A 26,025-nucleotide genomic window follows, 5' to 3' on the forward strand; every position below is an offset into this window, starting at 1 on the left:
GGAGGTCGGTGGCCATGAAACGTTCTGAAATCAACGAGATCATTCGCGAAAGCGACTCATTCATTCGCTCTTTCGGCTACGTCATGCCGCCATTCGCCTATTGGTCGCCTGAGGAATTGAAGGCGCGCACCTCGTCCGATGCGCGTGCAATCCGCGACGCGCGCCTGGGCTGGGATATCACCGACTATGGACAGGGGAAGTTTGCCGATCTCGGACTGTTTCTCTTCACCACGCGCAACGGCAATGCCGAGGACCTCAAGCGCGGCGGCGGCATGCTTTATGCCGAAAAGATCATGATTTCGCGTGAAAACCAGCTTTCCCCGATGCATCGTCATGTGGTGAAGGCGGAAGACATCATCAATCGCGGCGGCGGCACGCTGGTGCTGGAACTGTTCAATTCGCTGCCGGACGGCAGCGTGGACGAGGAAACCGATGTGACGGTCGCGACCGATGGTCGCCTTGTGACGCAGAAGGCTGGCGCGCATCTGAAGCTGCAGCCGGGTGAAAGCGTGACTCTCTTGCCCGGCAACTGGCACGCCTTCTGGGGCGAGGGCGGCGATGTGCTGATCGGCGAGGTTTCGACCGTCAACGATGACCTGACAGACAATATTTTCCGCGAGCCGATCGGCCGCTTTTCGAACATCGAAGAAAATGAGAAGCCGCTGCATTTGCTGGTGTCGGACTACGACAAATGGCTGTGAGCCTACCGAGATTTCGGTTCTGGCAGCCTGAAAATGGCGTGGTATGACGCTTCCGGTCCGCATGTAACTTTAAGTGAACGATGCTCCGGTTCTCTAACGCCTCCATTTCCGGCAAACCGGAGCCGGAATCTCAATCAGGCTCTCGTGAAGGCAAACTGAAGGACTGAACATATGAAGCTGGCGATGATCGGAACGGGCTATGTAGGGCTGGTTTCGGGTGTGTGTTTTGCCGAATTCGGCTTTCACGTCACCTGCGTCGACAAGAATCCGTCGATCATCGAACGGCTGAAAGCCGGTAAGGTCACCATCTTCGAGCCGGGGCTTGATGAGTTGATGACCCGCAACATTCGCGATGGCCGGTTGGAATTCAGCACCGATCTTCCGGCAAGCGTGGCGGATGCCGATGTCATCTTCATAGCGGTCGGCACGCCGTCGCGTCGCGGTGATGGCGAGGCAGACCTGCAATATATCGAGGCGGCTGCGGATGAAATCGCTGCTGCCATGAAGCCCGGTGCCGTGGTCGTCATCAAGTCGACGGTCGTGGTTGGCACCAATGCGCGCATACGCGACCGTATCAAGGCTGCCAATCCGGGCGTGCCGTTCTCGATGGTGTCCAATCCGGAGTTTTTGCGGGAAGGTTCGGCAATCGAGGACTTCATGCGGCCTGACCGCGTGGTTGTCGGCGTGGAGGACGAGCGCGGCAAGGGCGCAATGCAGCGCCTCTATCGTCCGCTTTACCTGCGTGAAACGCCGATGGTCGTCACGTCGCTCGAAAATGCGGAAATCATCAAATATGCGGCCAATGCATTTTTGGCCATGAAGGTGACTTTCATCAACGAGGTTGCCGACCTTTGCGAAAAGACAGGCGGCAATGTGCAGGAAGTGGCGCGCGCCATCGGCATGGATAACCGCATTGGTTCCAAGTTCCTGCATGCTGGACCGGGCTTTGGCGGATCGTGCTTCCCGAAAGACACGCGCGCATTTGCTGCAACTGGCAAGAAATATGATGCGCGGCAGTCGCTGATTGAGCAGGTGATTGCGGTCAATGAAACGCGCAAGCAGTCCATGGCCGAGCGGATCGTGACCGCCGCCAAGGAAAGCGGCGCGGATACGGTCGCGGTTCTGGGCGTCGCCTTCAAGCCGAACACCGATGATATTCGCGAGTCTCCTGCGCTGGACATTGTCGCGGCCATCCAGACAGCCGGGATCAAGGTGCAGGCGCATGATCCGGAAGCCATGGACGCAGCCAAGGTGGCGCTGCCCGATGTTGTCTGGTGCAATTCAGCCTATGAAGCGGCAGAGGGTGCGGGTGTCGTGGCTCTGCTGACCGAATGGAACGCCTATCGTGCGCTCGATCTGAAACGGATAGCCAGCGCCATGGCCGGAAATGTGCTGATAGACCTGCGCAATGTCTATAAGGCCGAAGATATTGCAGGCACCGGACTTGATTACCGTTCGGTGGGGCGCACGCTTCCAATCTGAATGAAATACCGGGGAGTTTACTCCCCGGCTGTCAGCCGCTTTTTCTCGTTGGCGATGAGCCACAGATTGCGGATATAGACGATCAGGCCAAGCGCTTGCCCTGCAATGAAGACAGGGTCCTTGCGCTGGATTGCATAGATCAGCAGCAAAGCACCGCCAAACAGCGAGAAGAACCAGAAGGCGACCGGCATGACGCTACGCTTCGCCTTTTCGGACGCAAGCCACTGCACGACGAAGCGCATGGTGAAGCAAGCCTGTGCGACAAAGCCCAGCACGATCCAGCCGTCCCACTGCGCCACGAAAACATCGTGGAGCCATTGCGACAGGCTGTTGAAAATATCAGTCATGGGTGATCTCCCTCACGCGAGGAACGACCTTGCGGCGCTTGCGCAGCCACCAGACGCCATAGAGGTCCAGGATACCCCGTATTCCACGGTCCAGAATGCCGTAATTGGATTTGCCGTGGCGGCGTTCGCGGTCGACCACATCCACATGCACCACGTCGTAGCCTTCACGCAGCGCCAGGGCAGGCAAATAGCGATGCCAGCCGTCGAAGAAAGGCAGTTGCCGGAACAGGTCGGTATGCAGCGCTTTCAGGCCGCAGCCGGAGTCACGCGTCTTGTCCTTGAGGATCGCGCCGCGCAGATTATTGGCAAAGCGGGAAGACAACTGCTTGAGTTTCGTATCGGTGCGCTTGAGGCGCTGTCCGGCAGCAATGCCGTAATCAGGCCCGGCCTTCATCAAGGCGTCGGCCAGTACCGGGAGATAGGCGGGGTTGTTCTGCCCGTCGCCATCCATGGTCACCACGATCTTGCCGCGCGCTGCAAAAACACCGGAGCGCACAGCCGCACTCTGGCCCGACGAGCGGTCATGGCGCAGATGGCGCAGTGGCTTGCCTGCATGGATGCGGCCTGCGAGCACATCGCTGGTGGAGTCCGTCGAACCGTCGTCGACGACGATGACTTCATATGCGCGGCCCTGCATGGCGGCATCGACTTCATCCAGCAGAAAGGCAAGATTGTCGGCTTCATTGCGGCAGGGGATAACCACAGAAATCGTCGGTGTGTCCAAGCGGGGTGTTCCTTTGTTCCTCGCGCTATCTGATTAAGCCCGGCTTTTGGGCGGGAAACCCGATAGTGCGCAAGGCGCGCTGCATAGCATTGATTGCATGGCAAAGCCAAGACGGTTCAAGTAATCGTGAGCTTTGGCCCAATAGCTCGATTAATCGGTTGACCGCCGTTTTAGCCGGACATTGGCGGATACGGAAGAGCTTGCCCCAGCCAATCCAGAAAATTCTGCGTCACCTGATCCCGGTTGATCTCGTTGAGGCTTTCGTGGCGGGTGCCGGGCAGGATCGTGCAATCGACACGCTTGAAGTCCATCTTCCGCATTCTTTCCGCCAGCCTGCGCACTGCCGCACCGTTTGCCGTTGCCGGGTCTTCCGCGCCGCCAACCAGATTGAACGGCAGGTCTCGCGGAACCTTTGAGAAGTTGCGGTCGTCGGCGCCGCGCCGGATCATGCGGAAAATGTCGATCCACAGCGCTACACTGGCATCAAAGCCGCACAGCGGATCGGCGATATAGGCATCGACCTCGGCTGTATCGTGCGAAAGCCAGTCGAACAGCGTGCGGTGGCCCTTTATGGATCGGCCCCAGGCGCGGAAAGTCATTTTCGGCAGGATGCTGCTCGGAACGTCCGAGCCTTTCAGCATGCGCTCCATATAAAGAAGCGCAAGGGCGGCAGCGCTTTCCACTCCGCCATCGAAATTTGCATTCCAGATCGCCGCCGCATCGACCGTGTCGGCGTGATTCAGCACATAGTTCAGCGCGATCAGCCCGCCCATGGAGTGGCCGAAAAGAACAACCGGCAAGCCGGGATGGTTCTCGTGAATGTGGCGGTTGAGCGCCCGGACATCCCCGATGGCCACGATATGCCCCTGCTTTGGCGCGAACATTCCCCTAGGCGCATGCGCGCCGATATTGCTGCCATGCCCCCGGTGGTCATGAATGTAGACGTGGCAGCCAGCCGCAGCGAGTGCGGATGCAAAGCGTTCGTATCGCGCCGAATGTTCGGCAAGGCCATGACATATCTGGACGACCGCTCGCGGCGCACCGGCGCGAACTGTGCGGAACGGAAGTTCTGATTTGTCTGAGATCGGCAGACGGTGAATGGTTTTGAATGTCATTTCGCCATCTGATTTTATGCCGTGCAAATAGTCAATCTCCCCTGATGCGGCGTCGCTTAAACAGGCATTTGAACGGCGGGTGTATGAATTTTAGGCAACCGCGTTTTTTGTGCAGATTCTGCTTGAAAAGCGCAAAAACTTGGGCAAATCTAGCTTTGCAGACGGGTTTTTGAAGGGCATTCAGGGGCGCCGAGAGACAGAATTCACGTCATAACTTGCAGGCCGTCCGATGAAAGGGAGGAAACTTTCGCGGACGGTGGCCAGAGGGGAAACCGGGTGACGGAAATATCCGCGCCCGGTTTCATTATATGTGTTTCACAATCAGATACAGACGGGTGGTTCCGACCACTTCCAGTTCGCGGGTTGGCGTTTGCTTCCGGGGCATATTTGGCCTACATACGCGTCAGCAATTTCCGCGCGGTTCGCACGATTGACGACCCGCGCTTCTCAACCTGCGGAGACGACGCGCTTTATGGCACGCCAGTTCATTTATCACATGTCCGGCCTCAACAAGGCCTATGGCAACAAGAAGATTCTGGAGAATATTCATCTCTCCTTCTACCCTGACGCCAAGATCGGCATTCTCGGTCCGAACGGCGCCGGTAAGTCGACCGTGCTCAAGATCATGGCCGGTCTCGACAAGGAATATACCGGCGAGGCGTGGCTCGCCGAAGGTGCTACCTGCGGTTATCTTCCGCAGGAGCCGGAGCTTGATCCGTCCAAGGATGTGCTCGGCAATGTGATGGAAGGCGTCGCCGACAAGAAGGCGATCATCGACCGTTACAACGAACTGATGATGAACTATTCCGACGAAACCGCCGACGAAGGCGCCAAGCTTCAGGATATCATCGACAGCCAGAACCTGTGGGATCTGGAAAGCCAGGTCGAGATGGCCATGGAAGCGCTGCGCTGCCCTCCGGGCGATGCGGACGTGACCAAGCTTTCGGGTGGTGAAAAGCGCCGCGTGGCGCTGTGCAAGCTGCTGCTTTCGAAGCCGGACCTGCTGCTTCTCGACGAACCGACCAACCATCTGGACGCCGAAACCACCGCATGGCTTGAAAAGTACCTGCGTGAATATCCCGGTTCCGTGCTGATCATCACCCACGACCGCTACTTCCTTGACAATGTGACGGGCTGGATTCTCGAACTCGACCGCGGTCGCGGTATTCCATACGAGGGCAACTATTCCGCCTATCTGGAAGCCAAGGCCAAGCGCATGGCGCAGGAAGGCCGCGAAGAAGCTGCTCGCGAAAAGGCGCTGTCGCGTGAACGCGAGTGGATTTCAGCAAGCCCGAAAGCCCGTCAGGCCAAGTCCAAGGCGCGTATCAAGGCCTATGACGAACTGGTCAGAAGCGCCGAAGAACGCCGTCCGGGCGATGCGCAGATCATCATTCCGGTGGGCGAGCGCCTTGGTCAGGTGGTTATCGAGGTCGAGAACATGTCGAAAGGCTTTGGCGACCGCCTGCTGATCGACGATCTGAGCTTCAAACTGCCTGCGGGCGGCATTGTCGGCGTGATCGGCCCCAACGGCGCCGGTAAATCGACGCTCTTCAAGATGCTGACGGGGCAGGAACAGCCGGATAACGGCTCGGTTCGCATCGGCGATACGGTTCATCTGTCCTATGTGGACCAGAGCCGCGACGCGCTCGACGCCAACAAGACTGTCTGGGAAGAGATTTCCGGCGGCAATGACGTCATCAAGCTCGGCAAGTTTGAAATGAACTCCCGCGCTTATTGCGGCGCGTTCAACTTCAAGGGCGGCGACCAGCAGCAGAAGGTTGGCAATCTTTCCGGTGGTCAGCGCAATCGCGTTCACCTCGCCAAGATGCTGAAGTCTGGCGGCAATGTCCTGCTCCTCGACGAACCGACCAACGATCTTGATACGGAAACGCTCGGCGCGCTTGAAGATGCGCTGGAAAACTTCGCTGGCTGCGCCGTTATCATCAGCCACGATCGTATGTTCCTCGACCGTCTGGCAACGCATATCCTCGCATTCGAAGGCGATAGCCACGTCGAATGGTTCGAAGGCAACTTCGAGGACTATGAAGCCGACAAGATCCGTCGTCTCGGGCCGGATAGCGTCAACCCCAAGCGGGTTACCTACAAGCCGCTGACGCGGTAAGGTTCGATATGTGCAGGTTCTGGCGGTCTGCAAATGGCGAGGTTCCGCGCTTCCGGTGCTCACCTACGCAAAGTGCGCTCCGCTTCGGTTCTCGAACCTCACCATTTTCGCCTCGCCATACCCAGAACTTCAACGAACCTTTGGCGATTTAGAGTTAAGGCCGGTGCATTGCACCGGCCTTTTTATTTGATGAAGGAAAACATGATGAAAGACTGGTCTGCACAGCAATATCTGAAGTTTGAAGACGAACGCAGCCGCCCGGCGCGTGACCTTCTGGCCGCGATACCGTTGGCCGCACCGCGCAAGGTGGTGGATATCGGCTGCGGTCCCGGTAATTCGACCGAACTGCTGGCCGAACGCTGGCCGGATGCCGATATCTCCGGTTTCGATACATCGCCGGACATGATCGAAAAAGCCAGGGCGCGCCTGCCGCAGGTCAATTTCACTATCGGCGACGCGACGAGCTACGAGCCTGACGCGGAAACAGACGTTCTATTTTCCAATGCTGTTTTCCAGTGGCTCCCGGACCATGTTGAGCAGATGAAGCGCTTGCTGTCATTGCTTCGCTCCGGCGCGGTGCTGGCTGTCCAGATGCCGGACAATATGGGCGAACCGACGCATGTTGCGATGCGGGAGGTGGCGCAGACCGCGCCATTCGCTGCGAAAATCGGTAACAAGGGCAGGGGGCTTTTGCCGCCGGTCATGGAATATTATAACGCTCTGGCCGGACAGTCCGCCCGTATCGACATATGGCACACGATTTATAATCATCCGCTGGATGGCGTGGACGCCATTGTGGAATGGGTGAAGGGCACCGGATTACGTCCTTTCCTCGATCCGCTCGACGAACAGGAGCAGGCTGACTATCTGAAGGCCTACAAGGCACGGATCGCGCCGCATTATCCTGCTGCCGCCGACGGAAAAGTCCTGCTGCGTTTTCCGCGTATCTTTCTGGTCGTTCAGAAGAAATAGCTGCCCGCGAGATTGCTCTACACGGGAAATGACCGGTCTCCCGTGTAGAAGCGGGTCATGATTTGCAAGATAATACAATCGCTTATATCGATTGGGGTGCTCTCAATTGGAATAGATTGTATGCAAGCGATTTTGTTCCTATGGTCTGGCCGCATCCTGAAACGCTCTGAATATGGAGACCATGATCGCAACGCCGTGATGCGTTTCATCCCGTTGTGATTTCTTTCAGGGCGCTGGTTTCGATGCTTTTGTTCTGTTTGCATTTTCGATGGGAATGAACGCCGAGGCCACCGGTTCAAGGGCGGTTTGTCATCGCAAGATTCAAACGGCACTGCATGGAAAGCGCCTTCTTCTGGTATGTGACGGCGATCATGGTGATTGCCGTCCTCGTCGGCGTCATGATGCCGAACCCGCGCGAGCATGGATATCTGCAAGGGATGAGCAGCGAGGCCCTTAATAGGATCGAACGCAGCCCAGACATTGCGTTCGATCTTACATGTATACTTTAGGTATATCTAATTGAATATGGATCTCGCATAAGGTGTTGCCTTTCTTGCTTCTTCTGTCATCTTAGAGTTGTGCTAAGAGGGCGGGGTTAAGCATGAGCGTAGAAGAAAAACTTCGCGTTCTTTCAGAACGCATCAAGACCCATTCCAGTGCAATGGTCACTGAGGAGGCAATCAAGACTGCCATTGTCTTACCATTCCTGGCAGCTCTGGATTATGACGTTTTCAATCCGGAAGAGGTCGTGCCAGAGTTTACTGCCGATGCTGTCGGGAAAAAGGGCGAGAAAGTTGATTATGCGATTAAGATCGATAATGAGATCCGGATCTTAATTGAGTGCAAGCCTATCACGACGCTTCTTGATAAGGTTCATTTAGCTCAGCTTTATCGCTACTTTTCTGTGACGAATGCTAAATTCGCAATTCTCACAAATGGCAGGACTTTTCACTTCCATAGTGATCTGGTGGCACCCAATAAGCTGGATGAGCGTCCATTCTTGACATTCGATCTTTCGGATATTCAAGGGCAGCTGATCTCCGAACTGAAAAAATTCGCCAAGTCAGAATTCAATGTGGATGGCATTCTGCAGTCTGCCCACCGGTTGAAATACACGTCGGCGATCAAGAAAGAAATTAATCAAGTTATGGAGGAGCCTCCCGAAGAATTCATTCGGATGGTTACTAATGGCCTCTATTCTGGACGCTTTACCGCCCAGGTAAAAGAACAATTCGCGCCGATGGTCAAGGCGGCGTTCCGTGATATTGTTCGAGAGTCAGTGCAATCGAGATTATCCAATGCCTTGGCGGAGACACAGGTTTCCGAGCTGGCTATCAACGATGAACTTGAAGAAGAAATTGTCACTACCGAGGAAGAAACCGAAGGTTTTATGGTGGTCCGGGCGATAGTGCGAGATATTCTAAAGCCTTCCAGGGTTATTATTCGAGATCAGAAGAGTTATTGCGGGATATTGGTTGACAATAATAATAGAAAACCCCTTGCCCGTCTTTGGTTTAACCGAAGTGTAAAATATGTGGGGCTTTTCGATGGCGAGAAGGAAGAGCGCATTAAGATTGATAGCCTTGATGAAATCTATGATTTAGCTGATCGAATCCGCTTGACCGCTAAAAATTACGCAGAAGTTTGACGGCCTGTTCCGCCCATTGGAGCGCATCCCGATAAGTGTGAAACGGTTTTCGGGATGCGCGTCAAAACAAATGGTTAGCGTGCCGGTCAGGGTCAATCAGGTCGAAATGCGTCGTGATGCCCATATGGGGGTGTGATCATGAAATATCTGCTGACTTTATTCACGCTGTTTTCATTGGCGCAACCGGCGCATGCGGTATTGGCGCCTGACATCGAGCGGGCTCGTGAAGTGGCCGCAGTGACGGAAGCCGTGCAAAAGAGGTTTCCCGGCCAAGCCATCAAGAGCGTTACTCCGCGCGAGGATTTCGGCACCTACGATGTTGTGGTGGGGCGGTGCAGGCTGAAAGCCGCAACCGTTACAATGCCAATGCCTGACGGGCTGGTCGGCCCCAGGCGTTTCACGGTAAAACTTTCACGCGCAAAGTGCGGATCAGCCATACGATAAACCCGTTTCGCCGTAGCTGATTTACATCTGCATCGCCTCGTCGTCCTCCGGCGAGACGAGCCGGGTTGCGCGCCATTCCGTCAGCTTGGCATTGATCGCGTCCAGCACGAAGAAGCGCGCGGAATCCTTGTCATATCCTTCGTCCCGAAGCGCGTCGTAATCCGTATGGGTGTGGCGCACATGCGCAACGGTCGCCAGCCACACGGCAGTGGACGGCGGCAGCGTTTTCATGTGCGGGGCAAGTGCTGCGGCGCGAATGGGCTCGGAGTCCGAATAGGGGACAGCAGGAAGCAGAAGTGTCAGCGATTTGGCGATTGCCTTCTGGCGGTTGGTGCCTGCGCGCATTGCTTTCGTTCCGTTAGAGCGCATTCCGAAAAGCGGGAAACGGTTTTCGGAAAAATGCGTGGTAAAATAAATAGTTAGAGCGCCGGTCTGATCCAGTCAGATCGAAACGCGCTCTATTGCGTGATCGCGAATCCCCTGTCGCAGCCATTGTGCATGAAAAGTCCTTGCGCCGAAATTGTTTTTCATATAAACATATCTTTATGTCTTTTATTCAGCCCGAGGGCAAGCGATGAGCGGTTTGCAGCTGCAACTCGATCAGATGGTGGATGTGTTGAAAGCGGTGGCGGAGCCAAGCCGCTTGCGCATTCTGGCGCTTTTGGCGCGGGGCGACCTGACCGTCTCCGACCTCACGACGATATTGGGGCAGTCGCAGCCGCGGGTTTCGCGTCATCTGAAGCTGCTGGCCGAAGCTGATCTCATCGATCGTTATCAGGAAGGCGCATGGGCCTATTTCCGCCTCGCCGACAATGCGATCAGCGGCGATCTTGCACGTGGTCTTCTGGCGCGTCTGGACAGTGCCGATGCGCTGGTTGAGCGCGACATGGAGCGGCTGTCACAGGTGAAGTCCAGCCGTCAGGAAAAGGCCGCCGCCTATTTCAGCGCCAATGCCGGAAGCTGGGATCAGATTCGCAGGCTGCATGTTTCCGAGGATGCGGTCGAGGTCGCGCTCAAGAAGATTGTCGGCGATAAGCCGTTTCAGGCCATGCTGGATGTTGGCACTGGTACGGGCCGCTTGCTGGAGCTTTTTGCGCCGCTTTACCTGCGCGGCGTCGGCATCGACATCAATCGCGACATGCTGGCCGTCGCGCGTGCCAATCTCGATCTGGCGGCTATCGGCAATGCGCAGGTTCGCCAGGGCGACGTCTATGCGCTTCCAGTCGAGCGCGAGAGTTTCGATCTGGTGACCATTCATCAGGTTCTGCACTTTCTCGATGACCCGCTGGCTGCGATCCGGGAGGGCGCGCGGGCACTGCGCCCCAATGGACGGCTGCTGATCGTCGATTTTGCGCCGCACAGGCTTGAGTTTCTGCGCGAGGAACACGCCCATTTGCGGCTTGGTTTCAGCGATGAGCAGATGCTGGGCTGGATGAAGGATGCCGGTCTTGAGCCGGAGAAGACATTGGAACTGGAACCGAAGGCGGCCAATGGCGATGAGGGGCTGACAGTGAAGCTGTGGCTTGCTCGCGATCCACGCCTTCTGATCGCCGACCCGGTGTCGAAAACGATAGAGCGCGTTTCGGCCTGATAACATTAGACAAAACGCGCTCTCAATATTTGTATTCACCGCATTTATGCGACGCCAAACTTTCCATTTGGCTGCAAAATGCTCCGAGCATGACGGAGACAGTTTGATGGGTTTTTATGGTCTTTCCCGCCGACCGGATGTTGGCCAGACCACCCGGGTATCGTTCGAATTCTTCCCGCCCAAGACGGAGGAAATGGAACAGCGTCTCTGGGATACGGTTACGCGGCTTGCCCCGCTACAGCCTGAATTCGTTTCGGTGACCTATGGCGCCGGCGGTTCCACGCGGGAACGCACGGCGCGCACCGTGGCGCGCATCCTCAAGGAAACCGACGTCAAGCCCGCCGCGCATCTGACCTGCGTGGATGCGACGCGCGACGAAGTCGACCGTGTGGTGCGTGAGTTCGCATCGCTTGGCGTCAATCGCTTCGTGGCGCTGCGCGGCGATCCGGCGGCGGGTATCGGCGAAAAATACGTGCCGACGCCGGGTGGCTACCAGAACGGCGCCGAGCTGGTTTCTGGCCTGCGCAATATTGCGGATTTCGACATTTCGGTCTCCGCCTATCCGGAAAAACACCCGGAAAGCCCGGATTTTGCGACCGATATCGATATGCTGAAGCGCAAGGTCGATAATGGGGCGACGCGCGCCATCACCCAGTTTTTCTTCGAGAACGACCTTTACGAACGTTATGTCGAGCGGGTTCGCCGTGCAGGCATCTATATCCCGATCGTTCCGGGCGTGCTGCCGGTGCACAACTTCAAGCAGGTCAAGAATTTTTGCGCGCGGTCGGCGACGCATATTCCAAGCTGGCTGGCGGAGCGCTTTGAGGGACTGGACAACGATCCGCAGACGCATCAGCTGGTGGCGGCGGCGATTGCCGCGGAACAGGTGATGGATCTGATCGAACGCGGCGTGCAGGATTTCCATTTCTACACGATGAATCGCGCCGATCTGCCCTTTGCGATCTGCCATATGATCGGGATAAGGCCGAAGGCCGAGGCGGCTCTGGAGGTTGCCTGAAACAAAGAAAGCCCGGCGATTTCGCCGGGCTTTCTCGTTTTCGTGCGGGTCGGCCTATCCTCAAAAACCGAAGCCGCCGTAATGGTTTAGGCTCAATCCCAGAGCATTTTCTGTTTTGATTAAAACAATAGAAATGCTCTATCGGTTTGCTTCCACGCATGTCTTTATCCCGAAACCGATTCCCACTTTCGGGAGACATGCTCTAAGGAATAACGCCTGCTATCAACGCTGCAACAAATGCAAATGCCGCACAGATCATGAGGACATTCAAAGATCGCGTAAGTCCCATTGGTCTGTCTCCTTCATATGCGCCCGACGGAGCGGACGCGCGCTGGTAGGAAACCGGAATCTAAGCGCAAAACGCCTCGAACAAAAGAAGATTTCGTTCTGCAATCTGCCGTGATGGAGAAATAAACCTATCGTTTACCACCTAAACTATTGAAATATATAACCAGAAAAATTTATTCACATTTCATGAAAAAGACACCGAACTGCCACGTTTGGTACTGTTTTCGCCGCAGTTGCCACAGGTTTTTAGGCATGTTTTTTGCGATTTTTAGCGAATTAGCGCCAGATATGCCGACAAAGTGAGGATAGATAACACGGTGGAGTAGAGGATGACGTTGGAGGTTATCGCTGCCTCCCGACGATAATGTTCGGCCAGCATGAAGGGGCCGGTGCCGGTCGGAAGCGCTGCGAGGAGGGTTGCGCTTTGCGCGAGCAGGGGCGGCAGTCCGAACACATAGACCGCAAGCAGCCAGGTCGCGAGCGGCTGCACGATGAGCTTCACCGAAACAAGGAAGGCGATGGCATTGACGCTCTCGCGTTCGATCTTGCGCGGCTGGGCGAGGAACAGGCCAAGGGCGACAAGCGCGCAAGGGGAGGCGGCACCGCCGAGCATCTTGAGGAAGGTTTCTGCCGGGGCGGGGATGGTGAGTCCCAGAAAGGACACGACCGCGCCCAATGCCGGAGCGACAAGCAGCGGATTGCGGATCAGGGACCGCATGACCTTCCAGATGAGACGGAGCGGTTTCTTTTCGGTTTGCAGGCCGATTTCGATCAGCACGATTGCAAAGGCGAAGGTAGCGCAGACGGTGATGATGATCGAAATGGTTGTCGCCGCCAGAACCCCCGACCCGAAGGCGATCATCGAAAGCGGGATGCCCATATAGCCGGTATTGGGATAGGCGGCGTTGAGGCCGTCGAGCGCGGTGTCCGACAGGGGCAGCTTTCCACGCAGCCGCACCAGGAACGGCAGGACGAAAGCAATGGCGCTCGAAAGCAGGAACACAGCAATGAAGCCGGGCTGCCAAAGCTCGCTGCCATTTGTGTTGGCCATGATGTCGAAGAGAAGGGCAGGCAGCGCCAGATAGACCACGAAGCGGTTCAGCTCCGCTATCGCATGAGCCCCGAGGATTTTCAGCTTGAAGGCACCCCAGCCGGAGAAAATCAGCGCAAAAACGGGAAGAACGACGATCAGCGTTGTCAGCATGGGGTGCATTTCATTCCAGGAAAGGAAAAGGCGCAGATTTTTTGAAAACTGCGCCTTTGCGAGCTTAAAGCTTTTCGAGCAATTCCGGCGTCGGCCATGAATCGGCAGGCATTCCAAGGCGCATCTGTTCGGCGCGCACGGCATCGCGTGTGGCGACGCCGAAGACGCCATCGATCTTGCCCATTTCATAACCCCGCGCCTGAAGCTTGGTCTGGAGTTCCTTCAACTGATCCTGCGTCAGGCCGGGAGCCGGATTGCCCGGATCGAAGGCAGGTGCGCCTGCCAGACGGGTCGCGAAATAGGCAGCCGTCGTGGCGTAGACGATGGATTTGTTCCATTCCACGAACACGTCGAAGTTCGGATAGGACAGGAAAGCCGGTCCCTTGCGGCCAAGCGGCAGCAGAAGCGACGCATCGCCATCATCCGCTCCGAGCGGACCGTTGAGCCCGGTCACGCCCTGTTCAGCCCACCAGGAATGCGGCTTGCGGTTGGTGCGGATCGCTTCTTCCCAAGGCAGGTCCTTGGTGAGACGAACTTCCTCAAGCCAGGGCTGGCCGCGTTTCCAACCGAGTTCCGAGATCATGCGACCGGCAGTCATCATGGCATCGGGAACGCTGTTCTTCAGATCGACCTTGCCATCGCCGTCGCCATCGACGCCGCGCTCAAGATAATCCTTCGGCAGAAGCTGCATCATGCCGATTTCGCCAGCCCATGCGCCGGTGGTCGCCGCATCGACGACACCCTGATCGAAAAGCTTGAGAAGGGCGATCAGCTGCGGGCGGAACAGGTCCGGGCGGCGGCAGTCATAGGAAAGGGTGACAAGTGCGTTGAGCGTATCGAAATCGCCCTGGATCGCGCCGTAATCGGTTTCAAGACCCCAGAAGGCGGCAAGCACGGGCCCCGGAACGCCATAGGTGTCCTCAACCTTCTTGAAGACATCGGCATATTTGACCAGATTGTCACGGCCCTTCTTCAGGCGCGCTTCCGAGATGAGGCGCTTGGAGAACTCGGTGAAGGTCAGGTTGAAAACAGTCTGCTTGCGGTCGCGGTCGAGCACTTTCTGCTCAAGCATGGCCTTGTGCAGTTCGGCGATGCCCTTTTCGCCGACACCGGCGTCGCGGGCTTCCTTGGTCAGATTGTCCATCCACTGGCCGTAGTCGATTTCGCATTCGGGCTTTGGAAGGTTGACGGCGTTTTCGGTTGGCGTTGCCGCAGGCGCGGCAGAAGCAGCGGCCTGTGCACTGGACATGGTTGTCGACGCGAGCAGGGCGGCTGCGATAACTGAAGCAAAAAACTTCATTGGTAACTCACACTAATGATCGGGAGCAGGCGGCTCCCTTCCGAGGATTGTTTTGCTATTGCCCCAACAAGCCTCGGAAATGAAGCAAAACTTCGTGTGAACTGCCAAACCGGGCCGTGTTAGCGGACCTTGTTGCTTTCCAGCCACTTTTTCCACGTGTTGGCATCGCCAGCGAAGACATTGATGTCTGCGTCGCCCTTGATGCCGGGAATGGAGCCGGTGCCGGTATATTGCCAGAACGTCCACGGATGCGGACCATATTTCTCGTCCGGATGACCGGCAACGGAGCGCAGCCAGAACGGATAATCCGCCATCTGCCGCAGGTCGTTGTCATCGAAGAAATCGACCGTCGTGTAGATGATCGGGCGCTTGCCGTAATGCTTTTCCAGTGCTTGCAGGAAGATGCGCATTTCCTTGCGCACGACAGCCGCGTTGGGGCGCAGCTTGCAGGTCGGCGATTGCGGGTTCCATTCCATGTCGAGAACGGGTGGAAGCGCGCCGGGGTCACGCGGCACGTTCTGAATATACCAGCGCGCCTGCTCGATGGCCGGGCGGCAGAAATAATAGAAGTGATAGGCACTGCGTGCGATGCCTGCCTGACGGGCGCCGTTCCAGTGTTCCTGAAACCGGTCATCGACGCGGTCGCCGCCTTCAGTCGCCTTGATGAAGGCAAAGGAAATGCCACTGGCGCGAACAGCGCTCCAGTCAATATTGGTCTGGTATTTGGAAACGTCCGTGCCGTGGATCGGATAGTGCCACGGCGTCTTGCCAGTCCAGTCATGCGGGTCGCGATCACCGAAACGCGGTGCCTTCACGGAGCCCGATGGCGGTGGAATCCGGGCGACCGAACCACCTGATTTCTTTACGTCGGAAAAGTCGTAGTCCACCGTCGTGCAGGCGGAAAGGAACAAAGCGCCGAGGGCGAGAATGCTGCAGCAGGCCAGACGGTTCATAGAGTGGTTCCGTGTCGCGAATCAGTCCTCTAACGGTTACGCGATCCGGAGCCGGACGTCACCAGTCTGGCGGGCAAGTTTGCCGCTAATCTATTGGAGCGGTCGGCATTGCCGAACGAATGACCGCTATCCAGGCAAAACCGCGATACAGAATGCGCTTTTCAACGGTGGCGCTGCGCTCCTGGGCGAGCTGTTCGCAAACCGCAAACAGGTCGCTGCGCGGCGTGACATGAAACCATTCCAGCCATTTGAACAGCGCTTTTCCAAACCAGCGCGGCAGGCGGGCCTGATCGCCAAAATCGACGATATGCAGTTCGCCGCCTGCATTGAGGTGCCGGATGCTTTCACGGATGACCGACTGCCATTGCGGGATCATCGACACGGCATAGGAAATGAAAATCCGGTCAAAGCCCGATTGCCCGAACAATCGCTCGGGATCGAATTGCGCGGCATCGGCACGCTCAAGCCGGACGCGGCTTTCGATACCGGCGCGCTCCGCAGCCCGGCGGGCCGTATCCAGCATTTCGGCGGAAATATCGATGCCGAACAGTTTGGCGTCTGGATAATGTTCGGCAGCTTTCACCAGATTGCGGCCTGTGCCGCAGCCAATCTCCAGAACCGTGCCGTTTTCGGGAACGGCCAGCCCCGCGACCATCGGATCGCGGCCCAGAAGGTAATATTTGCGGGTGGCATCGTAAAAGTGCCGCTGACGGCGGTAGACCCGATCCATGAGGTTGGCGTGGTCGATACCCTGAACGCTCCATGGGCTACGCAGCATGTCAGGCGTCCTTCAAGATATAGAGGTGGAAGCCGCCATAAATCGACGAGCGGTCCCGCTCATGCAGGGCGCGGGACTCGTCCGCCTGATATGCCCAGCGCCCCAGTATCTCTGGCGCCACCCGTCCGGGAAGCAGGCTCGGTTCGGCGGCGGTGCGGAAGATGACGCGGGCATTGGGCGCGGCCGTGCGGGTGATTTCGCTCCACAGCGCGTTGAGCTGCTCGTCATTCATCCAGTCCTGCGCGTCGAGCAGAATATAGCGGTCGACGGAAGCGGCGGGCTTGGCCGCGAGAAAGTCGGTATAGCTCGCGTTTTGCACCGTCATGCGATCTGCGCGGGCGCGCACCGTTTCGAAATTGCCGCGCGATAGATAAGGCGGAAGCGGCCCGGTCTCTTCATCGCCGCCATAGCCGCGCCCGAAGGCCTGCCAGGCGAAATAATTATCGGCGAGGGGAAAGCCGCAGGCGAGTTTTTCAAGGCGGCTGCGCAGAACAAGCGCCATGTCGCCATTTCCGGCGGTGGCAAGGGCGTCATATTGCTGTGGCGGTATGCCGAGCCCGAACAGGGAGGATTTGCGGGCTGTCGCCCATCGCACCATGCGTTTTTCAAAAAGCGGCGCCAGCGCTGTGTCGAAGAAGCTGCGCTGCTCTTCCATCGTGCGCGCCTTCAAGATGTCGCGCGGATCGATCCCATAGAGCCGCGCCACGCGGTGCCCCATGCCGATGAAGACGCCGAGCAAGCCGTGGCGATAGAGGTCGCGCCAGAAAATGGAAATGCGCTGGCGGCCGTTCCATTTGCGCTTTTCCCAATAGGCGCGACTTTCGCTGTCGAGATGCGGGCGGATGAAGCGCTTGTAGGCGGCAAGATTGGTCTTGTCGTCGGCCTTGCCGTAGAAGCGGTAGAAAGCGTTGTAATCGGGCAGGTTTTTGACGGCAGCGAGCTTAAGCCGGTTGAACGCGACATGCGCACGATTGAGATCCACCGCCTCGACGCGTGCCGGATCGGCGGTCAGATAGGACATGGCGTTGCACCCGCCCGAAGCGATGGTGACGATGCGGTGGCCCGGCTCGATGGCGAGCGCGGCCATATCGACTTCCGGGTCTTCCCAGATTTGCGGATAGACCAGCCCCTTGAACAGCCAGGCGAACAATCTTTCGGAAAAGCCTGCGCGCGAAAGAGCGTTGTTTTGTGTCACAGCACGTTTGAGAATTGTGCCGCCTGCTGCACTGTCAGTCATCAAGAGTTCCCCTGAACACGAATCCCGGCTTCGGTTTTGCGAAGTTAAACATCGTCCAATGACAGGCGCGTGACGAAATAATTGCGGGCTTATAAAGAGGGGAAATTGGGCTACAGCTCTGTAATACTATCGCTTTATTACGTTCGGTAAGACTATTTGAGAGAACTTTTTCGCGCTGTTGCCGTTTTTCCGTGTGAAGGTCCGACTCGACAGGACTTCTGTGTCGATAAGCGACCGTAAAGGTGATTGGCCGGCAAACCGGCCACGCACGGAGAACAGAGAGGCGTTTGGCAAGCTTGCCAGTGATGCCTGAAACCAGGCCAAGAGCCTAACCTAGGAAGGAGAGCCTAAGTGAAGAAGTTTCTGATTGCTTCTGTTGCCGCCGTATCGCTTCTCGGTCTTGCAGCTTGCAACGACAAGAAAGACGACACGACCAACGCGCCTGCACCATCCGCGCCGACAGCGCCAGCGCCTTCGAATAATGACACGACGCCAGCCCCGACCACGCCGGCACCATCGACGCCGGGTACAGGGACCGCACCTTCCAACTAAGGGTGCGAAGTTGTGACTGCTTTGCAGGCGGGTGGCGATCCGGTGTCGGATCGCCATTCGTGCTTGACGGCTTCGGCCGGTTCGGATTTGACATGAGCGTTAAGGCAACCATAGTGGGAAAAGACGCACACTCTGCGTTTTCCGTGTTTCAACGCAGGCTCGGTTCGGTTATGGCTTTTGTCATGAACCGTAACTTTCTGTTTTTCATCTCTGCGATTGTTCTTGTTGCGCTTGCCGCCTGCGGCAAGGGGAGTGACGAGACCGCTGCTACGACCAATGGCGGCGAACAGGGCGCCGCTGCCATATCGCAGCCTGCGAAACCGGCAGAAAGCACAGGCACGGAAAAAGGTCCCGATCTGGTCAAGTCGCTTCGCGAGAGTTCAGGCGTGGTAACGCCGGAAGAAAAGGCCGCTGCCATCGAACGGGCGCGCGCAAACGCGGTTGCAGCGGCTCAGTCCGTAGGGCAGACGGATGAGCAGGCACAGGCGGCAGGGGAGGCTGCGGCTGCTGTCGCACAGCGCTCTTTCAATGAGCGCGAGCCCCAGCAATAATGTGAGAGCCTGTTCCGAAATCACCATTTTCGCCGCGGCCCGCCGCTTTTTGATTCAGGCTCCAAGCCTGTGGCGCGGTATTCTTTCTAAATATTTGTTTTTTCGACTTTCGCTCGTGCGGGCGGTTTTCAGTTCATTTGGAATTCTATAGAAAAGTCCCATGTCGATTTGGGTTCGCATTGGTGAGTTTGTCACGTCCGTGGCGTCGAATGCCATTACTGGCGTTATCGAAGCCGTGCGCACCGTTTTTGAAGGCGATGCCGACACGCGCCGCCGGGTGGCATTCTCCATCGCGATGATCGCGCTTTCCGCCAAGATGGCCAAGGCCGACGGGGTCGTTACCCAGGATGAAATCCGCGCCTTTCAGGACATATTTGCCGTGCCGAAGGAAGAGACGGCGCATGTCGCGCGGCTCTACGATCTCGCCAAGCAGGATGTCGCGGGCTACGAAACCTATGCGCGTCAGCTTGCAGGATTGTGCAGCGAAGGGCAGACCGACTGCCATTTGCTGGAAGACATCCTCGACGGGCTTTTCCATATCGCCACCGCCGATGGCTATGTGCACGAAAAGGAAATGGCCTTTCTTGCAGGCGTGGCGGATATTTTCGGCTACGATGAGGTTGCTTTCGACCGCATTGCGATCAGGCATGTCCAGCGCGGCGCTGACGATCCCTACGCTATTCTGGGACTGGAGCGCGGCGTTTCCTTCGAAATGGCCCGCAAGCGTTATCGCGCGCTGGTCAAGGAGCATCACCCGGACCGGCTGGTGGCGGAAGGCTTGCCGCTCGAATTCATAACCATTGCCAACAGGCGTCTTGCGGCGATAAACGCCGCCTGGGCGAGTATCGAGAAGAATCTGGAGGCTGCATGAGCGGCGCGCGCGAAATCGAGAGCGAATTGTTGGAGGAGTTGGCGCTTGTCCAGCCCGATTTCGCCGGGGCAACGCTGGACCCGTCGCCCAATTTCGGTCCTCGCCGCGACGGCAAGGTGCCCGCCTTTCTGATCCTCCACTATACAGGTCTGGCAACCGCCGAAGAGGCGGTGCAGGTTCTGAAGTCGCCCGAGATGGAAGTTTCCGCGCATTATCTCGTCCATGAAGACGGGCGGATCGTGCAGATGGTATCGGAAAAGGCGCGGGCCTGGCATGCAGGCAAGAGCTTCTGGAAGGGCGAAACGGACATCAATTCGGCTTCCATCGGCATCGAAATCGTCAATCCGGGCAATCTGGAAGATTATCCGCCATTCAAGGATGCGCAGATCGAGGCGGTCATCCGCCTTTGCCGCGATCTATGCGAGCGCCATGCCATCAAGCCGGAGAACGTGCTGGCCCATTCGGACATTGCTCCGGCGCGCAAGACCGATCCCGGCCATAATTTTCCGTGGAAACGGCTTCATGAGGCAGGCATCGGCCATTATATCGAGCCGACGCCGATCCGGGGCGGGCGCTTTCTGGCACGCGGAGAACAGGGCCAGCCGGTCGAGGCCTTGCAGTCCATGCTCGCACTTTGCGGCTACGGAATTGCCATCACAGGTGTCTTCGATGAGGACACGGAGATCGTGATTAAGGCCTTCCAGCGCCATTTTCGGCCACAGAATGTGGACGGTGTGGCCGATGTTTCTACCATAGATACCCTCTACAGGCTGATTTTTTCCCTGCAAAATGTTACCGCCTGACGCCACGCGATCGTCCTGTTCCTCCATGGGGCGGTATTTCATATTTCTGTAATGTTTTCATAAAAATAGACCGATCCAGTCCCGTCGCAGAGGGATTGCGATGGCGGTTCGCTGTGGTCGTGCATGAATCGCTAATGTTGCAACCTGTAAGACTATTTTACTTTTGCAACCAATCTTCAGCTGCATTTGCCCGCCAATTCATTCGGCAATCCCAGCGGTCACAGGCCTGACACGGCTATATCGGGCGGGATCAAAAACAGGATCGTCTCCCCCAAGACAGGCGGTCTGACAAAAGAAACGTTCCAAGACGGTAGGTTATGAAAATTAAATTTGTTGTTGTTAGCGCCCTTGTCGGCGCGATGAGTTCGTTTGGCCTGAATCCGGCGCTGAGTGCCCCATCAACCGAACCGACCAACCTCGCAGCTCTCCTCAAGGCACGCCAGCAGAACAAGACTGCCCAGGCGGAAAAGCCAACCACAGCGCCCAAGAAGGCATCGGTCGTCAGCCGCCGTGCGGCCCCGACCATGAAGGGTTCCACCAGCAAGCGTTCGCAGTCGAAAGACACGACCGCCCGCAGCGCCAAGGGCGGCGCCTATTCCACCATCATCAACCGTTATGCATCGACCTATGGCGTGCCTTCCGCGCTTGCCCATGCGGTTGTGCGTCACGAAAGCAATTTTCAGCCGAATGTGCGCGGCAAGGCCGGTGAAATCGGTCTGATGCAGATCAAGCTCTCGACCGCACGCAGCCTCGGTTACACAGGTTCCGCCAAGGGCCTCTACGAGCCATCCACGAACATCCAGTTCGGCATGAAGTATCTTGCCATGGCGCAGAAGCTCGGCGGCGGAAGCACCTGCGGCACGATCCTGAAATACAATGCCGGCCACGGCGCAACGCGCATGAACCCGACCTCTGCGAAGTATTGCAGCTCGGTCAAGGCCTATATGCGCGCGCTCTAACAAATTTACGCCAGCGGCCGCGTAGCGTACAGGCCGTCTGACGTGAACGGGAAGCCGACGGCGGAGACGCTGTCGGCTTTTCTGTTTTGACCGTATGTATATTTTTTCCGGAATCCGGTTTCACTGTTTCGCTATCGTTGCTATATGCGCGCTGTCAGTCGGTCGGGCAGCCGCGCCTGTCATATGCCGAAAGGCCGCAGGTGAGGAAAGTCCGGGCTCCATGGAAACACGATGCCGGGTAACGCCCGGCGGGGGCGACCCCAGGGATAGTGCCACAGAAAGCAGACCGCCCCGTCTTCCGTACCGTTGCGTGACGTAACGGCAGGGGTGACGGGGTAAGGGTGAAAGGGTGGGGTAAGAGCCCACCGCGTCTGCAGCAATGCAGGCGGCACGGTAAACCCCATCGGGAGCAAAACCGAATAGGGACGGCGCGTCGGCTCGCAAGGGCCGGCAATCGGTTTCCGGATCAGCCGTCCGGGTGGGTTGCACGAGGCGGGTGGCGACATCCGTCCCAGATGAATGGCTGCCACGTCGGGCGCAAGCCCGGCCATACAGAACCCGGCTTACAGACCGGCTGACATTTTTTCTCAAGAGGCGGTTTCCATATTCCAGCGCAAGAAACGGATAGTTGCGTTGCGACCGCGCCTCTAATCGGGATCTCCACGAAATCATGGAGGTTCACTATGACCAGCTTGAAAGACAAGGTTGCAATCATTACCGGCGCATCGTCCGGGATAGGACGTGCGGCCGCATTGCTCTTCGCAAGGGAAGGCGCGTCGCTCGTGCTGAACGCGCGGGGACTTGCGGGTCTTGAGCGCGTTGCGGAAGAGATCGCGGCCTTTGGCGGACAGGCGCATTGTGTTGCAGGCGACGTGTCGGACGCACAGACCCACGCGGCGCTGGCGGCGGCAGCGAAGGATAAATTCGGCGGGCTGGATATCGCAATCAACAATGCCGGAACGGTCGGTCCCATCGCGCCGTTGGCCGAAATTGCGCCCGCCGATTGGCAAACGGTCCTGTCAGGAAACCTGACCTCGGCGTTTCTGGGCGCCAGATCGCAAATCCCATTGATGCTCGAAAGAGGCGGCGGATCGATTGTTTTCACTTCCACATTTGTCGGCACCAGCGTCGGCATCCCTGGCATGTCGGTTTACGGAACCTCGAAAGCCGCTCTCATGGGGCTGGTGAAAGGCATAACCGCCGATTATGGCGCGCGTGGCATAAGGGCAAATGCGCTTTTGCCGGGCGGCGTCGATACGCCGATGGGTGGAGACGAAAAGCAGAAGGAATGGGCGGCTGGGCTGCATGCGCTGAAGCGGATTGCGCAGCCGGAGGAAATCGCGCAGGCCGCGCTGTTTCTGGCGGGACCCATGTCGAGTTTCGTCGCGGGTTCAGCACTTTATGCCGATGGCGGCAATGCCGCTGTGAAGTAAAGAAAGGGCGGCTTCGCAATGGAAGCCGCCCTTTTGAAGTGCTTCGGCCTTAGATGGGCACGCCGGTCAGGAAGTCGTAAATCAGCTTCATGTTCAAAACGACGATGATTGCGGCGGTGATGGCGGCAAGCAGCGTTACCCAGCGCGGCGCGACCAGCGATCCCATCTTCTTTTTCTCCGCCGTGAATATGACGAGCGGAATGACCGCAAAGGGCAGTTGCAGGCTCAACACGACCTGAGACAGGATAAGCAGTTCGGTTGTTCCCCGAGAGCCGTACATGACCGTCACCACAGCAGCCGGAACGATGGCCACGAAGCGGGTGATTGCACGGCGCAGCCAAGGCTTCAGGCGAATATCGATGAAGCCTTCCATGACGATCTGTCCGGCCATGGTTGCGGTGATGGTCGAGTTGAGGCCGCAGCACAGAAGCGCAATGGCGAAAAGCGTTGGTGCGAGAGCCGACCCAAGCAGGGGGTTCAGCAGGGCGTGTGCCTTGTCCAGATCTTCGACAGTTGTATTTCCCGTGGCGTTGAAACTCGCAGCCGCCAGGATCAGGATCGACGCATTGACCAGAAGCGCGAAAGTCAGGGCAATCGTGGAATCCCACGTCGCAAAGCGGATCGCTTCGCGCTTTTCAGGCGTGGTATGGCCGTAATCGCGTGTCTGGATGATGCCCGAATGCAGATAGAGATTATGCGGCATGACTGTCGCGCCGATGATGCCAAGCGCAATATAGAGCATGTCCGGGTTGCGGATTATTTCGGTGGTAGGCGCAAAGCCTCTGATGACCTCGCCCCATTGCGGCTGCGCCATCAAAATCTGAATGAGGAAGCAGAGCGCGATCACGCCGAGAAGCGTTATGATCAGCGCCTCGACGCGGCGGAATCCCTTGTTCTGGAGATAAAGGACCAGCAGCACGTCGGCGGCTGTGATGATGACACCGATTTCAAGTGGAATGCCGAACAGCAGGTTGAGGCCGATTGCCGTGCCGATGACTTCAGCAAGGTCGGTGGCACAGATTGCAAGTTCGGCCAGAAGCCACAGCGGCCACGCGAGAAAGCGCGGATAGGCATCGCGGCAGGCCTGCGCCAGATCGCGCCCCGTCGCGACCGCAAGACGGGCGCACAGGGCTTGCAGCAACACGGCCATCAGATTGGACAGCAGAACAACGGATAGCAGCGTGTAACCGAAACGGGAGCCGCCAGCGAGCGAGGTGGCCCAGTTGCCGGGGTCCATATAGCCGACGGCTACCAGATAGCCGGGGCCGAAGAAGGACAACGCGCGACGGAACTTCGAGCCAGAACGATTGACCCTGATTGACCGGTGGACATCGGACATGGATGCCTCGCCGCGATCACGGCGCCAGCCTTCGAATGTAATTTCGCCACCGCCGGACGAATTTTCCCCATATGGAGCCATCATAAATGCCTTGATAATTTAATGCAGTTGCAAACCATTTGCATTAAATACGACAAGGACGGAGAGACGTCAACCGGGAATAGGGGAATAGGGGAATAGGGGAATAGGGGAATAGGGGAATAGGGGAATAGGGGAATAGGGGAATAGGGTGCGTGCCCCGGATGGGCGTGGCAAGAAAAATATTTGCCATGCTTTAAAATAATGGTCCTCTTCCCTTACTCCCTTACTCCCTTACTCCCTTACTCCCTTACTCCCTTACTCCCTTACTCCCTTACTCCCTCCAAAGGATAACGCTTCATTAAGCTTAATATCCGATAACTGACGAACGAATCCGTCATGCCCTCAAGTCGACGGCAAATGGGCGGAATCCAAAGGCAACACTCAGGCATGTCTCCCGAAAGCGGGAAAATGCTCTCAAGCGCAGCGCGCTTTAGATAACGGGCCGCGTACCCGGGAAAGGATCGGAATGATGGCAAGCCTCGGCGGAGACAATTCTCAAGCCGGTGGGGCTGAAGTCCGTCACGTTCCGGTGCTGATTGCCGAAGTGATCGATGCCCTGAAGCCTGCAACTGGTGCCGTGATCGTCGATGGGACATTCGGCGCCGGTGGTTATACGCGCCGCATACTCGAAGCGGGAGCGAACGTGATCGCGATTGACCGCGATCCGACCGCAATCGAAGCGGGGCGGGCGATGGAAAAGCAGTTTCCGGGCAGGCTCAATCTGGTCGAGTCCCGGTTCTCTGCTCTGGATGAAGCGGTTTCAAAGGTTAAGGGAGCAGGCAGCAAGGTGGACGGCGTAGTGCTCGATATTGGCGTGTCATCGATGCAGATCGATGAGGCCGAGCGCGGCTTTTCCTTCCAGAAGGACGGCCCGCTCGACATGCGCATGTCGAAAAAGGGTCCAAGTGCTGCCGATGTGGTCAACCGTCTCAAGACCGGTGATCTTGCCCGCATCTTCAATTTTCTTGGCGAGGAACGTCATGCGGGCCGCATCGCGCGCATGATCGACAAGCGCCGCACGGCGCAGCCTTTCACGCGCACGCTCGATCTTGCCAATGCCATCGAAACGCTGGTGGGCCGCAATCCAAAGGATCGCATTCATCCCGCGACGCGCGTATTTCAGGCGTTGCGCGTCTATGTGAACGATGAACTGGGCGAACTGGCGCGGGCACTGCTTGCTGCCGAACGTATCCTGAAGCCGGGAGGACGGCTGGTTGTCGTGACGTTCCATTCGCTGGAAGACCGCATGGTGAAACGCTACTTCGCGGACCGCGCGGGCGGCAGCGCCGGATCGCGCCATTTGCCGGAAACGCATGTCCGCCTGCCGAGCTTCACGCCTGCGGTCAAGGGCGCTGTCGGCCCGACGGCTGAGGAAGAAGAACGCAATCCGCGTGCGCGCTCGGCGAAGCTGCGCGCAGGAATCAGGACGGAAAATCCGCCACTGGAAGACGATCTTTCGCTTTTCGGACTGCCCAAACTGCCCGAGACGAACGAACTGGCCCGGAGTTGAAC

At 57.5% G+C, this 26,025-nt stretch carries 24 protein-coding genes, 1 other RNA gene and 2 pseudogenes; 17 read left to right on the forward strand and 10 right to left on the reverse strand.

Annotated features, from left to right (window positions below; translation table 11 throughout):
- Positions 1–14 precede the first annotated feature (14 nt).
- On the forward strand, positions 15–701 hold the full coding sequence (locus AC0TNJ_RS17185; RefSeq protein ID WP_473771816.1) for a D-lyxose/D-mannose family sugar isomerase: 687 nt from the start codon (positions 15–17) through the stop codon (positions 699–701).
- Between the two features lie 171 nt (positions 702–872).
- Positions 873–2,183, forward strand: coding sequence for a UDP-glucose dehydrogenase family protein (locus tag AC0TNJ_RS17190; protein ID WP_473771817.1), 1,311 nt, complete (start codon positions 873–875; stop codon positions 2,181–2,183).
- 17 nt (positions 2,184–2,200) lie between these two features.
- Here the strand turns inward: AC0TNJ_RS17190 and AC0TNJ_RS17195 are convergent, their stop codons facing one another.
- The 3 genes from AC0TNJ_RS17195 to AC0TNJ_RS17205 all read right to left on the reverse strand — a co-directional run bounded on the left by AC0TNJ_RS17195 (position 2,201) and on the right by AC0TNJ_RS17205 (position 4,369).
- Positions 2,201–2,530 carry a lipid-A-disaccharide synthase N-terminal domain-containing protein gene (locus tag AC0TNJ_RS17195; RefSeq protein ID WP_122002699.1) on the reverse strand — a complete coding sequence of 110 codons (330 nt, stop codon included), beginning with the start codon at positions 2,528–2,530 and terminating at the stop codon, positions 2,201–2,203.
- Positions 2,523–3,254 (reverse strand): glycosyltransferase family 2 protein, encoded by a 732-nt coding sequence (locus AC0TNJ_RS17200; protein ID WP_473771818.1) that lies wholly within the window; start codon positions 3,252–3,254, stop codon positions 2,523–2,525. The genes AC0TNJ_RS17195 and AC0TNJ_RS17200 overlap by 8 nt, the downstream gene beginning before the upstream one ends.
- A gap of 170 nt (positions 3,255–3,424) precedes the next feature.
- On the reverse strand, positions 3,425–4,369 hold the full coding sequence (locus AC0TNJ_RS17205; RefSeq protein WP_473771819.1) for an alpha/beta fold hydrolase: 945 nt from the start codon (positions 4,367–4,369) through the stop codon (positions 3,425–3,427).
- 472 nt (positions 4,370–4,841) lie between these two features.
- Between AC0TNJ_RS17205 and ettA the strand changes: the two genes are divergently transcribed.
- From ettA to AC0TNJ_RS17230, 5 genes and pseudogenes are all read left to right on the forward strand, one after another.
- Positions 4,842–6,491 carry an energy-dependent translational throttle protein EttA gene (ettA, locus tag AC0TNJ_RS17210; RefSeq protein WP_122002702.1) on the forward strand — a complete coding sequence of 550 codons (1,650 nt, stop codon included), beginning with the start codon at positions 4,842–4,844 and terminating at the stop codon, positions 6,489–6,491.
- A gap of 204 nt (positions 6,492–6,695) precedes the next feature.
- Entirely contained in the window at positions 6,696–7,463 is a 768-nt protein-coding gene (gene tam / locus AC0TNJ_RS17215) for a trans-aconitate 2-methyltransferase (protein WP_473771820.1), read from the forward strand.
- Positions 7,464–7,768: 305 nt separating this feature from the next.
- Positions 7,769–7,972 (forward strand): annotated as a pseudogene (locus AC0TNJ_RS17220) (hypothetical protein); the annotation flags it as partial.
- Positions 7,973–8,064: 92 nt separating this feature from the next.
- Positions 8,065–9,111, forward strand: coding sequence for a type I restriction enzyme HsdR N-terminal domain-containing protein (locus tag AC0TNJ_RS17225; protein WP_473771821.1), 1,047 nt, complete (start codon positions 8,065–8,067; stop codon positions 9,109–9,111).
- A gap of 138 nt (positions 9,112–9,249) precedes the next feature.
- On the forward strand, positions 9,250–9,555 hold the full coding sequence (locus tag AC0TNJ_RS17230) for a hypothetical protein (RefSeq protein ID WP_473771822.1): 306 nt from the start codon (positions 9,250–9,252) through the stop codon (positions 9,553–9,555).
- A gap of 21 nt (positions 9,556–9,576) precedes the next feature.
- On the opposite strand, the gene AC0TNJ_RS17235 is transcribed toward AC0TNJ_RS17230, so the two are convergent.
- Positions 9,577–9,900, reverse strand: a complete 324-nt coding sequence (locus tag AC0TNJ_RS17235) for a DUF2293 domain-containing protein (RefSeq protein ID WP_473771823.1) — start codon at positions 9,898–9,900, stop codon at positions 9,577–9,579.
- A gap of 229 nt (positions 9,901–10,129) precedes the next feature.
- On the opposite strand from AC0TNJ_RS17235, the gene AC0TNJ_RS17240 reads away from it, so the two are divergent.
- Positions 10,130–11,146, forward strand: coding sequence for an ArsR family transcriptional regulator (locus AC0TNJ_RS17240; protein ID WP_122002707.1), 1,017 nt, complete (start codon positions 10,130–10,132; stop codon positions 11,144–11,146).
- A gap of 106 nt (positions 11,147–11,252) precedes the next feature.
- Positions 11,253–12,164 carry a methylenetetrahydrofolate reductase [NAD(P)H] gene (gene metF / locus AC0TNJ_RS17245; RefSeq protein WP_122002708.1) on the forward strand — a complete coding sequence of 304 codons (912 nt, stop codon included), beginning with the start codon at positions 11,253–11,255 and terminating at the stop codon, positions 12,162–12,164.
- Between the two features lie 556 nt (positions 12,165–12,720).
- On the opposite strand, the gene AC0TNJ_RS17250 is transcribed toward metF, so the two are convergent.
- From AC0TNJ_RS17250 to AC0TNJ_RS17270, 5 genes are all read right to left on the reverse strand, one after another.
- Complete coding sequence (locus AC0TNJ_RS17250; protein WP_473769613.1) at positions 12,721–13,656, reverse strand: AEC family transporter; 936 nt, start codon at positions 13,654–13,656, stop codon at positions 12,721–12,723.
- Between the two features lie 64 nt (positions 13,657–13,720).
- Complete coding sequence (locus AC0TNJ_RS17255) at positions 13,721–14,956, reverse strand: lytic murein transglycosylase (protein ID WP_473771824.1); 1,236 nt, start codon at positions 14,954–14,956, stop codon at positions 13,721–13,723.
- 119 nt (positions 14,957–15,075) lie between these two features.
- Entirely contained in the window at positions 15,076–15,909 is an 834-nt protein-coding gene (locus AC0TNJ_RS17260) for a glycoside hydrolase family 25 protein (RefSeq protein ID WP_122002711.1), read from the reverse strand.
- Between the two features lie 85 nt (positions 15,910–15,994).
- Positions 15,995–16,687 (reverse strand): class I SAM-dependent methyltransferase, encoded by a 693-nt coding sequence (locus AC0TNJ_RS17265; protein ID WP_473769612.1) that lies wholly within the window; start codon positions 16,685–16,687, stop codon positions 15,995–15,997.
- A 1-nt stretch (position 16,688) separates the two neighbouring features.
- A complete protein-coding gene (locus tag AC0TNJ_RS17270; RefSeq protein WP_473771825.1) occupies positions 16,689–17,924 on the reverse strand; it encodes a BtaA family protein in 1,236 nt (411 codons plus the stop codon).
- A 351-nt stretch (positions 17,925–18,275) separates the two neighbouring features.
- Between AC0TNJ_RS17270 and AC0TNJ_RS17275 the strand changes: the two genes are divergently transcribed.
- The 7 genes and pseudogenes from AC0TNJ_RS17275 to AC0TNJ_RS17305 all read left to right on the forward strand — a co-directional run bounded on the left by AC0TNJ_RS17275 (position 18,276) and on the right by AC0TNJ_RS17305 (position 23,093).
- Positions 18,276–18,476: a hypothetical protein gene (locus AC0TNJ_RS17275; RefSeq protein ID WP_473769610.1), complete on the forward strand. Its 201-nt coding sequence runs from the start codon at positions 18,276–18,278 to the stop codon at positions 18,474–18,476.
- Positions 18,477–18,608: 132 nt separating this feature from the next.
- A pseudogene (locus tag AC0TNJ_RS17280) lies at positions 18,609–19,027 on the forward strand (hypothetical protein).
- 160 nt (positions 19,028–19,187) lie between these two features.
- The gene (locus tag AC0TNJ_RS17285) at positions 19,188–19,898 is read left to right on the forward strand and encodes a J domain-containing protein (RefSeq protein ID WP_122002716.1); all 711 of its coding nucleotides are present in this window, start codon (positions 19,188–19,190) and stop codon (positions 19,896–19,898) included.
- Complete coding sequence (locus AC0TNJ_RS17290; protein WP_473771826.1) at positions 19,895–20,701, forward strand: N-acetylmuramoyl-L-alanine amidase; 807 nt, start codon at positions 19,895–19,897, stop codon at positions 20,699–20,701. Before AC0TNJ_RS17285 ends, AC0TNJ_RS17290 begins: the two co-directional genes overlap by 4 nt.
- Before the next feature lie 317 nt (positions 20,702–21,018).
- Entirely contained in the window at positions 21,019–21,660 is a 642-nt protein-coding gene (locus tag AC0TNJ_RS17295) for a transglycosylase SLT domain-containing protein (RefSeq protein ID WP_122002718.1), read from the forward strand.
- Between the two features lie 154 nt (positions 21,661–21,814).
- Positions 21,815–22,242, forward strand: an RNA gene (rnpB, locus tag AC0TNJ_RS17300) — RNase P RNA component class A.
- Between the two features lie 101 nt (positions 22,243–22,343).
- On the forward strand, positions 22,344–23,093 hold the full coding sequence (locus AC0TNJ_RS17305; protein ID WP_473769608.1) for an SDR family oxidoreductase: 750 nt from the start codon (positions 22,344–22,346) through the stop codon (positions 23,091–23,093).
- Between the two features lie 49 nt (positions 23,094–23,142).
- On the opposite strand, the gene AC0TNJ_RS17310 is transcribed toward AC0TNJ_RS17305, so the two are convergent.
- A complete protein-coding gene (locus tag AC0TNJ_RS17310) occupies positions 23,143–24,513 on the reverse strand; it encodes an Nramp family divalent metal transporter (protein WP_473769839.1) in 1,371 nt (456 codons plus the stop codon).
- Between the two features lie 466 nt (positions 24,514–24,979).
- Between AC0TNJ_RS17310 and rsmH the strand changes: the two genes are divergently transcribed.
- Positions 24,980–26,023: a 16S rRNA (cytosine(1402)-N(4))-methyltransferase RsmH gene (gene rsmH / locus AC0TNJ_RS17315; protein WP_473771827.1), complete on the forward strand. Its 1,044-nt coding sequence runs from the start codon at positions 24,980–24,982 to the stop codon at positions 26,021–26,023.
- The last annotated feature ends 2 nt before the right edge of the window (positions 26,024–26,025 follow it).

The sequence above is a fragment of the Ochrobactrum sp. PL_is483 genome, assembly GCF_055816855.1.

Excerpts from the sequence above, each read along its gene's own strand:
- AC0TNJ_RS17185 (WP_473771816.1), top strand. The coding sequence starts at position 15 with ATGAAACGTTCTGAAATCAACGAGATCATTCGCGAAAGCGACTCATTC.
- AC0TNJ_RS17190 (WP_473771817.1), top strand. The coding sequence starts at position 873 with ATGAAGCTGGCGATGATCGGAACGGGCTATGTAGGGCTGGTTTCGGGT.
- AC0TNJ_RS17195 (WP_122002699.1), bottom strand. The coding sequence starts at position 2,530 with ATGACTGATATTTTCAACAGCCTGTCGCAATGGCTCCACGATGTTTTC.
- AC0TNJ_RS17205 (WP_473771819.1), bottom strand. The coding sequence starts at position 4,369 with ATGACATTCAAAACCATTCACCGTCTGCCGATCTCAGACAAATCAGAA.
- ettA (WP_122002702.1), top strand. The coding sequence starts at position 4,842 with ATGGCACGCCAGTTCATTTATCACATGTCCGGCCTCAACAAGGCCTAT.
- tam (WP_473771820.1), top strand. The coding sequence starts at position 6,696 with ATGAAAGACTGGTCTGCACAGCAATATCTGAAGTTTGAAGACGAACGC.
- AC0TNJ_RS17225 (WP_473771821.1), top strand. The coding sequence starts at position 8,065 with ATGAGCGTAGAAGAAAAACTTCGCGTTCTTTCAGAACGCATCAAGACC.
- AC0TNJ_RS17230 (WP_473771822.1), top strand. The coding sequence starts at position 9,250 with ATGAAATATCTGCTGACTTTATTCACGCTGTTTTCATTGGCGCAACCG.
- AC0TNJ_RS17235 (WP_473771823.1), bottom strand. The coding sequence starts at position 9,900 with ATGCGCGCAGGCACCAACCGCCAGAAGGCAATCGCCAAATCGCTGACA.
- AC0TNJ_RS17240 (WP_122002707.1), top strand. The coding sequence starts at position 10,130 with ATGAGCGGTTTGCAGCTGCAACTCGATCAGATGGTGGATGTGTTGAAA.
- metF (WP_122002708.1), top strand. The coding sequence starts at position 11,253 with ATGGGTTTTTATGGTCTTTCCCGCCGACCGGATGTTGGCCAGACCACC.
- AC0TNJ_RS17250 (WP_473769613.1), bottom strand. The coding sequence starts at position 13,656 with ATGCTGACAACGCTGATCGTCGTTCTTCCCGTTTTTGCGCTGATTTTC.
- AC0TNJ_RS17255 (WP_473771824.1), bottom strand. The coding sequence starts at position 14,956 with ATGAAGTTTTTTGCTTCAGTTATCGCAGCCGCCCTGCTCGCGTCGACA.
- AC0TNJ_RS17260 (WP_122002711.1), bottom strand. The coding sequence starts at position 15,909 with ATGAACCGTCTGGCCTGCTGCAGCATTCTCGCCCTCGGCGCTTTGTTC.
- AC0TNJ_RS17265 (WP_473769612.1), bottom strand. The coding sequence starts at position 16,687 with ATGCTGCGTAGCCCATGGAGCGTTCAGGGTATCGACCACGCCAACCTC.
- AC0TNJ_RS17270 (WP_473771825.1), bottom strand. The coding sequence starts at position 17,924 with ATGACTGACAGTGCAGCAGGCGGCACAATTCTCAAACGTGCTGTGACA.
- AC0TNJ_RS17285 (WP_122002716.1), top strand. The coding sequence starts at position 19,188 with ATGTCGATTTGGGTTCGCATTGGTGAGTTTGTCACGTCCGTGGCGTCG.
- AC0TNJ_RS17290 (WP_473771826.1), top strand. The coding sequence starts at position 19,895 with ATGAGCGGCGCGCGCGAAATCGAGAGCGAATTGTTGGAGGAGTTGGCG.
- AC0TNJ_RS17295 (WP_122002718.1), top strand. The coding sequence starts at position 21,019 with ATGAAAATTAAATTTGTTGTTGTTAGCGCCCTTGTCGGCGCGATGAGT.
- AC0TNJ_RS17305 (WP_473769608.1), top strand. The coding sequence starts at position 22,344 with ATGACCAGCTTGAAAGACAAGGTTGCAATCATTACCGGCGCATCGTCC.
- AC0TNJ_RS17310 (WP_473769839.1), bottom strand. The coding sequence starts at position 24,513 with ATGGCTCCATATGGGGAAAATTCGTCCGGCGGTGGCGAAATTACATTC.
- rsmH (WP_473771827.1), top strand. The coding sequence starts at position 24,980 with ATGATGGCAAGCCTCGGCGGAGACAATTCTCAAGCCGGTGGGGCTGAA.